This window comes from Clostridium sp. DFI.5.61 (assembly GCF_024462915.1).
GTDB classification, from domain to species: domain Bacteria; phylum Bacillota; class Clostridia; order Oscillospirales; family Oscillospiraceae; genus Lawsonibacter; species Lawsonibacter asaccharolyticus.
In genome coordinates this window covers 41,488-50,849 of the sequence record NZ_JANGBZ010000022.1, presented here as the reverse complement: position 1 = coordinate 50,849, position 9,362 = coordinate 41,488, and the positions used below count along the sequence as shown (strand labels likewise).

Here is a 9,362-nt window from a genome sequence, read left to right as displayed (position 1 = left end):
CCCCCCCCCCCCCCCCCCCCCCCCCCCCCCCCCCCCCCCCCCCCCACTCCTCTGTTTCATCCACCAGCGTCTCCAGCTGCTCCCAGGTCAGCTGGCGCTCTTCGATCTCCGCCCAGCAGGAGATCTTTCTCTCCAGTTCCTCCCATGTAATATACCAGAAGACATATTCGATCCCCAGGTGGGCTGGCAGGATATCCTCAATGATCTCCCGGATCTCCTTAAATCCCTTTGGGATGCCTGGAATATCAGGGAAGGAGACCGCCACCTCTCCCGGGATCTCCTTCTCCTCCACATGGGCATGGACGCCGCACCCGGAGATGGTGGCGTTGATGGCCTCCAGGGTGAAGCTGTCCCCGCCGATCCGCATCAGCGCAGCCAGGGCTTTCCGCATCCCCGTCGGCGTGTCCGCTACCGGCCGCCGGGCCAGCAGGGCGATGATCCGCTCCAGCCCCCAGCTCTCCGCCTCCGCCAGCGTGCTCTCCCGCCGCAGCTCCGCCAGCCAGGTGTCCACCCCGTCCAGCGCCCCGCCCTGGACATTCAGCTCCCCGCCGTTGAAGGGGGCCTCCAGATCATAGAGCCTCAGCGGGGCCAGCAGCTCCCGCAAATATCTCCTGTAGCTCATTGCATTGCCTCCACCGTCAGGGTCCCAAGCACCGGAAGCTGGTCGGGCTCTAAGGACAGGTCCTCTGGAGGCGCCGTCAGCTCGTAGTTTTTTACCCCTTCACAGCCGAAGATCAGGCTTCCCAGCCGGGCCCGGAGGACATCCTGCCCCAGCCGCTCTCCGGTGAACCACTGCCGCAGGGCGGTCTTCACCCGCTCTGCGGCCCCCGCCTGGTCCGCGCCCCCGTCGATCTTGACCGCCACATCCACCGTCACCGCCTCCGGGGCCCGCACCAGCACATCCACCGCGATCTCCCTGCGCTGCTGGAAATAGTCCGTCAGCTGGCCCAGCAGCTCCTCGTCCGGCATCCCCTCCAGGGTGGCCGCCACCACGTCCACCGTACCCCTGCCCCGGCTCCGGGGCAGTACGGACGCCGCGGCCACCTGGTCAAAGGAGAGGGCCCCCTGCTCGTAAAATGCGGCGTTGGCCCCGTTGGGCAGCCGCCGGAAGGTGCTAAGCACCCGCTGGCGCAGGCCCTCGTCCCCCTCCTCGTCCCCGCCGCCAGCAAAGGGGGCGGGGTTGGTGCAGGCGGCGATCCCCACCGGCGCGGCCGCCATGGCGGTCACCGCCCCTGCCGGGACATTGCCCGCACTGCCCGGCGTCAGCGCCCGGGCGGGCACATCCACCCAGGACGCCCCCGCCTCCAGAACCGCCGCCTGTGCCGTCTCGAACCGGATCAGCCCCGGGGTCATGCAAACGGTCCCGGCGGGGATAGGCCGGTCCGTATCCGCCGCCCTCGCCACAGAAAACCGGATGCTCCCCTCCGCGGCGGTGGCCTGCTTCCGGCTCAGCCCCCGCAGCTGGGCGTGGCTGTCCAGGCAGCTTCCCGCCGCCGTCTGGGGAAAACACTGCCGGAGCACCCAGTCCGCCTGGGCGTACAGGGCGTACACCTGGGCCGCCACCGCGTAGAAGCGCACCGCCAGATCGCAGCTCTCCGCCGCCTCCAGCCCAGTCCTCTGGGCAAAGCAGTCCAGCATCTCCTGATAGATCTCTTCCAGCTCCTTCATTCCGCTCCCCCTCTCACAGCAGCGTCTGGACGGCCAGTGCCTCTCCCTGCCAGTCCAGCCGGACAGTCAGCAGGCCCCGGTCCCCCTCCTGGGTCAGCGATACCTCTGTCACCCGCAGTCCGCTCTCTCCAGCCAGGGCCTCCGCCACATACTGCTCCGCCAGCGCCTGGCGGGCTGCCGGTTTCTCCCGGAGCACCAGATAGAGGCGGCTGCCCAGCTCCGGCATAAAGGGGAAAGCCCCCCGCCGCGGGACCAGGCGGAACAGGACCCGCTGCAAAAGGGCCTCGCCCCCGGTCAGCCGGCGGAAGCCTCCCAGTCCGTCGGGCACATAGTCTCCGTTTTGGATCTGAAGCTCCATTCCCTTCACCCGCCTCCCAGGATTGCCAGCACGATCTGCCGGATCAGGCCGTTCAGCGACTGGCCGTTCACCATTACCTGACCGTTCAGCTCCAGACGGCCGTCCGTGCGTAGGAGCAGCCCGCTCTCCGCCCCGCTGCTGGAGATGGACACCTCCCCAGCGCCCAGCGTCTCTGCCTCCCCCTGCCGCTTCCCGGCGACGCAGGGGGACTCGCCCCCCTGTCCCGCCTTCAGCACCAGGACCCGGTCCCCCAGGGCCGGCTTCCAGCAGTAGCCGCCTGGCCCATAGACCGCCAGCTGCCGCCGCTCACCGTCCAGATAGGCCCCTGCCGGGTCCCCCTCCAGGGTCACTTCTCCCCAGTCCACCCAGCTCTCACCGGCCTGCCGTGTTTTTCTCCGGTCTGATGTCCACATTTCGCTCACCTCATATCACAACGTCGGGGACCGCCAGCTCCAGCCGGGTCCGTCCCCCTGCCTCGTCCGCCTGTACTGAGGCCTCCACCACCCGCCAGCTGCCATTTCGGTCCCAGTCGGACCTCTGTACCCGCACCAGGTCCCCCGGCTTTCCATAGAACAGGACCGGCACCACCGCCTCCATCCGGACCAGCTCCGCGGCGGAGCGGTCCAGCTGGAACTGTCCGCTGTACCGCATGGCCTGATAGCTGCTCCGCCCCGGCATGGTCATCACCCGGCGGCACCTGCCGCCCATCCGGAGAAAGTCAGTGGCCTCCACCTGCTCCACCGTCTGGCGCACCCTGTCCCGCACCAGGATCTGGGAGAGCACCCCGTACCGCCGGTCTCGGACCGTCAGGCTGGTCACCGGTGTGGCATCGCTTATGGCCAGATTTTCCACTTCGGTCCACCCCTCCAGCACCAGCCGCCCTGCCCGGTCAAAGCGGGGACACACACCGCCGCAGTATTGTGCGAACTCATAGAGCACCGCCCACTCGCTGCTCCCAGTGGGCACGGAGAAGGGGCTCACCGCTGGCAGGCTGGCCTCTCCCGCCAATTCGATCCCATAGGGGGCCACATGGTCTCGCAGGATGTCTTCCAGGGTGGCGGTCCCGTAGTCCTGTCCCAGGGCCTCGTTGTCCAGCAGCAGGGCGGCCATCCCCCGGCCTGATACTTCCAGCCGCAGGCCCTCCGTCCCCTGGTTCACCTCGCACTCGTCCACCACCCCGGAAAACACCGTCTCGCCCGCCTCCGCTGCGGAGAATCGGACCCACTCCGCCGGGTCCGTCCCCTGGCTCGCCTGCCAGGGACAGCGCACCCAAAAGCTGTCGCTGGGCACCCCGGCAGTATAGTTCAGCTCCCAGGACAGCGGAACGGGGAGCTGAAAGGTCCGGCCTGCCGCCGTGGTCACATAGGCTGTCACCGGACTGTCACCTTCTCTCCCGGCAGGATCAGGTTTGGATTGCGGATCTGGGGATTTCGGGCCAGCAGCTCCGTCATCCCCACCCCGTATCGGGCCGAGATTGCCCACAGTGTGTCCCCCTGCTCCACCGTGTGGCTCAGCACTCCGCCGTTCCCGCCGGATGCCGCCTCTCCGGTCCGGGTGACCTCCTGCACCGCTCCGCTGTACAGGCCGCTGGCCTCCCAGAAAGCGAAGGAGTAACGCACATAGTCCGGTCTGGGCTCCTGCTCCAGCCGCAGCTCCACAAAATAGGCACTGGCCGTCTGCCAGAGGGGGTGGATCAGCAGCCCCGGCCCTGGGTCATAAAAGGTGTTGGCCAGCAGGCCGAACTGGGAATAGGCCCCCTCTCCGGCAAATTCCCCCTCTCCCCGCATCACCCGGCGGGTCCGGCCCAGGTCCTGGAGATGGTAGGTGCCGAAGGGCACCTTGTTCACCGCCATCTTCCGCTCATAGTCGATGGAGTACACCCTTGGGTTGTGGGGCCACACATAGTCCTTGTAGCGCATGGGCGCCAGCTTCAATGGAGATCCTCCTCTCAGAACAGGGCAAAGCCCCCGTCGTACCGCCGGGCATCCCGGCGAAAGATCCGGTCCACCGTCCGTGCGGAGTCATGCTCCCGGAGAAGCGGCTCATCCGATCCTGGCCGAAGGGAGACCGGCCCCGCCCGGTCTGCTCTGGGCTCCCGGCGGTACCCCGCTGCCCGCCGGGCCAGTTCCATGGCGGCCTGGAGCCGTCGGGTGCCCGCCACCCCCTCTGTCTCCCAGAGGGAGTCGCGTTCCTCCCCCCGGATCTCCGGCACAGTCCCGGCCCCCGCCTCGGGTCTCCCCAGACTCCGCTTCCGAGGGACGGCACGCCCCTGCCGTCCGGCCCACAGCAGCCAGGACAAGGTGGACGCCTCATCCCCCTCCAGTGGGCGGTCGGACAGGACCGCCCTCAGCCCTGCCGGACCTTCCGGCTGTTCCGCCCGCTCCCCGGACTCCAGAACCGCCCCTGTCTCTCTGGATCGAGACTGCCCCTCCAGCTCTGTTTCAATCCAGTTTTCCCCACCCCCGGCCGCCTCTTCGGCCCCGGCGCTTCTCTCCGGCTCCGCCGGGCCGCCCGCCGCCTCCGGCCGCTCCCTGGATCGGCGGGGCAGGGGAGGGGAGGCCCCCTCCGTCCACTCTGCCTCCGCCTGGTCCAGCACGTCCTCCGTCCCGGCCAGCAGCTCCTCCAGATAGTCTCTCAAGTGCCCTCGCCCTCCTTCAGCCGTCGAAACCGCTCCATGTCAAAGGAGGGGTTCACCCCGGAAGCCTGGATCAGCGCCCCGCAGCCGGGGCACCGCTCCTGCTCCGCCTCCGCCCGGCATGTGGGGCACAGCTGATCCAGCTCCTCCTGGTCATCTAGCAGTTGGTTGAGCAGGCACCACAGGTAGTCCCGCTCCTTCATCTGTCTGGCCCGCCTCTCGGTGGGCAGAGCGCCGAACTGCTTCAGCACCTTCCAACGCAGGCGATCCCCGGGGCTGCCGGCTAGTTTTTTTTTACGTTTTCCAACTCCTCCGCTGTTCCTGCGGCGGAGGGGTTCTCCTTCCGGTCGAACTCTCTCCACCGTCCGGCCAGAACGGCGATCTCACTCACCGTCAGCCCTGCCAGCACCGCCCGTCCACTGTCAAATACCGGCTTTTCTCCGCTCTCCAGCGCCCGGGCCAGCAGGCATGCGTTGGAGCACAGGGCCCGCTCCCCCTGGCTCTCCGCCAGCTGGGCCGCCTCCCGCCGGGCCTCCAGAACTTCCAGGGCGGACAGCAGCCTCAGCTCCATGCCATTCTCCAGTTCCATGCGGTCTGCGCCCGCCAAAATCGACCACACCACTATCACACCCCCGTCTCAATGCGCTTGGAGGCCACGATGGTCACCTTCTCCACCACCATGGCACCCAGGGTGCCCGCCTCGCTGATGCTGCTCCACTGGCAGTCGGAATAGATGATCTTTCGGTCCGGCTTGCAGATCACCAGAGAGAAACCGCTCAGCCCGTAAAAGTCGATGCCGTCCCGGATGGCCTCGTCGGTGGCGTACAACCGGGTCAGCTCCAGCACATGGCTGGTCTGGCCCGGCACCGTGGCCACCGGCTCGCTCTCTCCAAAGGCCTCCACCGCCGAGCTGGTCTTGCTGGCCTTGGCGGAATAGCTCTGCACCACCGCCACCTTGACTCCATCCACCTCCAGATAGATGTCGCTGCTGGTGGGAAATCCTGCGATACTCACTCTGCTCCCTCCTCACTGTCTGTCCTTTGCCGGCGGCCTGTCATACGGTGATGTGGGCCGTCAGCCAGATCTGGTTCAGCCCCTGGGCCGCCGAGAAGGAGAACTCCACCTGGCACACCGTGGGGTTGTCCGGGTCGGCGGACACCGCCACATTGTCATAGCCGGAGATGATCTCCCGCTCCTTTCGGTTCTCCAGCTCCAGCACCACCTGGGAGCGGATGGCCCCCCGGCTCTGCTCCGTGTTCTTGGCCCGGTGGAACTTGCTGCGCAGGGCGGAGCGGATGCCGGGGATCACGTCGTCCACCACCAGGATGGTGGACAGCTCTCTCCAGGTGGTGTCCGCCGTCCCGTCGGTAGTGGTGCGTGTGGTCACTCCCCGCACCACCGAGGTCACCCCACCCGTCCGCTCTGCCGGAGTCACGCCGCCCCGGATGAGCAGGTCCAGGTCGTTGTCCCCATAGGTTGTCTCCAGCCCATACAGTCCGCTGAGCACCGCGCCCCCCAGGGGGAGGGCGGGGTCGGTTGTCCCGGCAATAGCCCCGGCCACAGCTGCGGCCAGGGAGAGGCCGGAGACGGCCTCCCCTTCCTCGTCGGTGCCCCCGGGGGCCACCAGCACCACCCGCTCGCTGTTCAGCGCCTTGGCCCGCTCCAGCAGCTCTGTCACCGTCTCGCCCGCCCCGCCGGCGGCCACCGCGATCCTCTCCCGGCGGGCGGCAGAGGCGGCGGCGGCGCTGTCCCGCAGGGACTGCTGCACCTCCCGGTCCACGCTGTCACAGATGACCACTCCGATATCGTCCATCGCCGCCAGGGCGGCAAATGCCGCCTCATAACCCTCCTCGTCCGCCACCGGCACCGCCACCACGCCGGCCGCCCCGTTCTTCAGTGCCAGCCGGATCAGTTCTGTCATATCCTGCCCCCCGGTGCTGCCGAAGGCGATCAGCGCGCCCTCGTAGCTGGTCACCGTCTGGGGCACCCCTGCCGGGGCCGTGGCGTGGATGGCAGCCATCCCCACCATCTTTCGCCCCTGTCTGCCCTGCACCACCGAGGAGGCATCATACTCCGAATACACCCCCGGCCGCTCATGTGTGGTCACGCTCATGGCTCCAATCCTCCTCTGATCTCAAAGTCCTGGAAAAGGCCGCCCGGCTCCGCCGCAGCATAGAGGCACGCCTCATATACCGCCTCCACCGGCCGCCTCAGCAGCTGCCCTCCCTGGTCATACTCCGTCTCCCCGCAGGAGAGCTCCAGCAGCCGCATCCCCGGGGGACCTTCCCGATGGAGCGCCCCCGCCAGGGCATCGAAGGCCGCCTGGAGTGCCTGGTCCCCCTGCGCCCGCTCCCCGTACAGGTCCAGACCGAAGGTGAGCTTCACCCTGCGCCCATACAGCTCCTCCCAGCGCCCCGCCTCCGGGTCATATCGCTCCCCCAGATAGTCTTGAAAGCCGGCCGGGCCCCAGCGGCACCCCCGCAGGGATACTGCGGCCACCGGCCCGCAGGGGAACGTCCGCGCCGTCCCGCTCCAGGCAGATACTGCCCGGATACCCTTCCCATTGAGGTGGGCGGTCAGCCCCTCCCGGATCTGTTCCAGTCCGCCGCTCATGTCTCCTCCTTGCCCCAGGGGGCCAGCACTGCCCACCAGTGGGACAGCCGCTCCCCCAGATAGATGGGGTGGGCGGTGCGGACCTCATATCCGCTCTCCCGCCACACCACCCGGTCCCCGGGGGCCGCCGGGACGTCCGGCTCCCCCAGCATCAGATACCGGTCCTCCCGCCGCAGCCCCAGGGGGGAGGGGCGGGCCTGTTCCCTCCCCGCCTCCCGCAGGGGCTGGAGGAAGGCCCGCACCTCTCTTCCTGGCTCCACGCCGCCGCGGTAAAGCGTCACACACTGCCCATACCGGTCCAGCAGGACGGAAATGGTGTCCACTCTCACCCCAGCACCCCCCGAAAGGCAAATCCGTCCGCCAAATAGGGGGCCATCAGCCGCTCCGCCTGGCGTCGCATGGCTCCCGCCCCGTCTCCTCCGGTATGTACCGTCAGGTCGCCAGCGGAAAAGGAAGTCACGCCGTCCGTCCCTGCCTCCAGTCCGGCCAGCACCAGCCAGGCTGCGGCCACCGGGAAGGCGGGCCCGCACGCCTCGGGGGACAGCCCCTCCCTCAGCCGGCCCGCCATCTCCCGCTCCGCTGCCTGACGCAGGGGGCGGAGCAGCTCCTCATTCCCGCGCCCCCCCATCAGTTCCACAAAGGCCAGGATCTGTTCCTCCATCACAGCTCCAGCACCCGGGCCGCGCCCTGGAACAGCTTGGCGAAGCCGCTGATGGTGGTGATGGCCGCCCGCTCCAGCTGCCGGTCGATGAGCTTGTCGTACTCCACCAGCACATCGCTGCCCTGCACCATCTCCAGGGCGAACCGCCGGTCCAGGCCGATGATGGTCCCGGCAGGCATGGCGGAGGTGCGCAGCAGGCTGGCCCCCAGGGGGGTGGACAGCCTGCCGGTGCCCTGGAAGTTCAGCCCGGTGAGCGGGTTCTGGAACTCCTCCAGCTTGAGCATCTTCACCATCACGTCGTTGCCCACCAGAAGGGTGTTCATCTCATAGGGGTCGAACTTGGCCCAGAAGTCCACCAGGTCCTCATAGGTCACCGTGTCCTCCGTTGCCGTGCTGTCCACCGGGGCGGCGTTTCCGTTCCCATCCCCCTCCATCAGCACCTGGATGGCGTCCTCCAGATGCATCCGGCTGATGTGGGCGCCGATCTGCCGCAGCGTGACGGAAAACAGGTCCAGCTTCTGGCAGCGCACCGCCTCATAGCTGGCCACCAGCATCCGGCCCCGCTTGTTCAGCTTCACCAGATTCTCCTGCACCTTGACCGTGGTGCTGGGGATCTCTGTCCCCTCGTCTACTCGGCGCAGCTCTTTCTCCTCGCCTCCCGCCTCGGAGGTGATGGAGCGGTAGTCCATGCCGTAGAACCGTGTCACCGCGGCGGTGAGCTGGGGCAGCAGGTCCGCCTCCTCCATACCCTGGCGCACCGAGCGGGCGATATACTCCGGGAACAGCACGGCGGAGTCGGCAGTGCGGAAGAACTTTTCCACCACGTCGCTGCCCGTCCCCTTCACCTTGATATCAAAGCGCTTGAGCTGCCGCTGAAAGGCATCCAGCCCCTCCAGGGCGGTGCCCCGGTACTGCTCCGAGGGGTCCCGGCTCTCCAGCACCTGAGTGAAGGACCGCCCCGCCTCATGATACATCCCCTTCTCCAGCTTCAGATTGTCGTAGCAATAGGCCATCTCAGCTCTCTCCTCTCTGTCTCACAGGCAGATCACGGCGCGCTTGCCCGCCGTGTCCGTACTGACCACCAGACACTCCACCCCAGATGGGGACTCTTCGGCCCCGGCGGTCGCCGTCTGGACACCGCCGGCCCCATCCGCCGCCAGCACGTTCCACCCCAAATCGATGGAGCCCGTCACCGCCACCGGGCAGAATCCCTTCACCTGTACGCCGGCGCACCCGTTCTCATTGGACAGGGCCACGCCGCAGAACTTGTCCCCGGCCGAGCAGGGCCCCACCTGGCCGTTGCCCGTCATCTTCACCACCTGTCCTGCCTTGACCTCCTTCTGGGCGAAAAAGGTGGCCGCCACTGCGCCGATCTCCTCAAAGGAAACCTTGTTCATTCCCGATCCCTCCCGATTTATTTTGTAAAG

16 protein-coding genes are annotated in these 9,362 nt (G+C 67.7%); all 16 read right to left on the bottom strand.

Annotated elements, in window-relative coordinates:
* Positions 1-622 (bottom strand): hypothetical protein (locus NE584_RS11555; RefSeq protein WP_256182879.1); only part of this gene is annotated, 622 nt, incomplete at its 3' end.
* Entirely contained in the window at positions 619-1,668 is a 1,050-nt protein-coding gene (locus NE584_RS11550) for a baseplate J/gp47 family protein (protein WP_256182878.1), read from the bottom strand. The genes NE584_RS11555 and NE584_RS11550, both read right to left, overlap by 4 nt.
* Before the next feature lie 13 nt (positions 1,669-1,681).
* The gene (locus NE584_RS11545; RefSeq protein ID WP_256182877.1) at positions 1,682-2,026 is read right to left on the bottom strand and encodes a hypothetical protein; all 345 of its coding nucleotides are present in this window, start codon (positions 2,024-2,026) and stop codon (positions 1,682-1,684) included.
* A 5-nt stretch (positions 2,027-2,031) separates the two neighbouring features.
* Positions 2,032-2,439, bottom strand: coding sequence for a hypothetical protein (locus NE584_RS11540; RefSeq protein WP_050622852.1), 408 nt, complete (start codon positions 2,437-2,439; stop codon positions 2,032-2,034).
* A 10-nt stretch (positions 2,440-2,449) separates the two neighbouring features.
* Positions 2,450-3,400 (bottom strand): hypothetical protein, encoded by a 951-nt coding sequence (locus NE584_RS11535; protein WP_256182876.1) that lies wholly within the window; start codon positions 3,398-3,400, stop codon positions 2,450-2,452.
* Positions 3,397-3,960 (bottom strand): LysM peptidoglycan-binding domain-containing protein, encoded by a 564-nt coding sequence (locus tag NE584_RS11530; protein WP_242850265.1) that lies wholly within the window; start codon positions 3,958-3,960, stop codon positions 3,397-3,399. Before NE584_RS11530 ends, NE584_RS11535 begins: the two co-directional genes overlap by 4 nt.
* Positions 3,961-3,974: 14 nt before the next feature.
* Positions 3,975-4,664 (bottom strand): hypothetical protein, encoded by a 690-nt coding sequence (locus NE584_RS11525; protein ID WP_256182875.1) that lies wholly within the window; start codon positions 4,662-4,664, stop codon positions 3,975-3,977.
* Entirely contained in the window at positions 4,661-4,912 is a 252-nt protein-coding gene (locus NE584_RS11520; protein WP_242850266.1) for a molybdopterin oxidoreductase, read from the bottom strand. The genes NE584_RS11525 and NE584_RS11520 overlap by 4 nt, the downstream gene beginning before the upstream one ends.
* A 32-nt stretch (positions 4,913-4,944) precedes the next feature.
* Positions 4,945-5,250 carry a hypothetical protein gene (locus tag NE584_RS11515; RefSeq protein WP_256182874.1) on the bottom strand — a complete coding sequence of 102 codons (306 nt, stop codon included), beginning with the start codon at positions 5,248-5,250 and terminating at the stop codon, positions 4,945-4,947.
* 35 nt (positions 5,251-5,285) lie between these two features.
* Positions 5,286-5,675: a hypothetical protein gene (locus NE584_RS11510; RefSeq protein WP_050622856.1), complete on the bottom strand. Its 390-nt coding sequence runs from the start codon at positions 5,673-5,675 to the stop codon at positions 5,286-5,288.
* Between the two features lie 40 nt (positions 5,676-5,715).
* The gene (locus NE584_RS11505) at positions 5,716-6,774 is read right to left on the bottom strand and encodes a phage tail sheath C-terminal domain-containing protein (protein ID WP_256182873.1); all 1,059 of its coding nucleotides are present in this window, start codon (positions 6,772-6,774) and stop codon (positions 5,716-5,718) included.
* Positions 6,771-7,274, bottom strand: coding sequence for a hypothetical protein (locus tag NE584_RS11500; protein ID WP_256182872.1), 504 nt, complete (start codon positions 7,272-7,274; stop codon positions 6,771-6,773). Before NE584_RS11500 ends, NE584_RS11505 begins: the two co-directional genes overlap by 4 nt.
* On the bottom strand, positions 7,271-7,603 hold the full coding sequence (locus tag NE584_RS11495) for a hypothetical protein (protein WP_050622859.1): 333 nt from the start codon (positions 7,601-7,603) through the stop codon (positions 7,271-7,273). The genes NE584_RS11500 and NE584_RS11495 overlap by 4 nt, the downstream gene beginning before the upstream one ends.
* Complete coding sequence (locus NE584_RS11490; protein ID WP_256182871.1) at positions 7,600-7,935, bottom strand: hypothetical protein; 336 nt, start codon at positions 7,933-7,935, stop codon at positions 7,600-7,602. The genes NE584_RS11495 and NE584_RS11490 overlap by 4 nt, the downstream gene beginning before the upstream one ends.
* Positions 7,935-8,948 carry a phage major capsid protein gene (locus tag NE584_RS11485; protein ID WP_256182870.1) on the bottom strand — a complete coding sequence of 338 codons (1,014 nt, stop codon included), beginning with the start codon at positions 8,946-8,948 and terminating at the stop codon, positions 7,935-7,937. Before NE584_RS11485 ends, NE584_RS11490 begins: the two co-directional genes overlap by 1 nt.
* 21 nt (positions 8,949-8,969) lie before the next feature.
* A complete protein-coding gene (locus NE584_RS11480; RefSeq protein ID WP_108979990.1) occupies positions 8,970-9,332 on the bottom strand; it encodes a hypothetical protein in 363 nt (120 codons plus the stop codon).
* Positions 9,333-9,362: the final 30 nt, after the last annotated feature.

Excerpts from the sequence above, each read along its gene's own strand:
- NE584_RS11550 (WP_256182878.1), bottom strand. The coding sequence starts at position 1,668 with ATGAAGGAGCTGGAAGAGATCTATCAGGAGATGCTGGACTGCTTTGCC.
- NE584_RS11545 (WP_256182877.1), bottom strand. The coding sequence starts at position 2,026 with ATGGAGCTTCAGATCCAAAACGGAGACTATGTGCCCGACGGACTGGGA.
- NE584_RS11540 (WP_050622852.1), bottom strand. The coding sequence starts at position 2,439 with ATGTGGACATCAGACCGGAGAAAAACACGGCAGGCCGGTGAGAGCTGG.
- NE584_RS11515 (WP_256182874.1), bottom strand. The coding sequence starts at position 5,250 with ATGGAACTGGAGAATGGCATGGAGCTGAGGCTGCTGTCCGCCCTGGAA.
- NE584_RS11505 (WP_256182873.1), bottom strand. The coding sequence starts at position 6,774 with ATGAGCGTGACCACACATGAGCGGCCGGGGGTGTATTCGGAGTATGAT.
- NE584_RS11500 (WP_256182872.1), bottom strand. The coding sequence starts at position 7,274 with ATGAGCGGCGGACTGGAACAGATCCGGGAGGGGCTGACCGCCCACCTC.
- NE584_RS11490 (WP_256182871.1), bottom strand. The coding sequence starts at position 7,935 with ATGGAGGAACAGATCCTGGCCTTTGTGGAACTGATGGGGGGGCGCGGG.
- NE584_RS11485 (WP_256182870.1), bottom strand. The coding sequence starts at position 8,948 with ATGGCCTATTGCTACGACAATCTGAAGCTGGAGAAGGGGATGTATCAT.
- NE584_RS11480 (WP_108979990.1), bottom strand. The coding sequence starts at position 9,332 with ATGAACAAGGTTTCCTTTGAGGAGATCGGCGCAGTGGCGGCCACCTTT.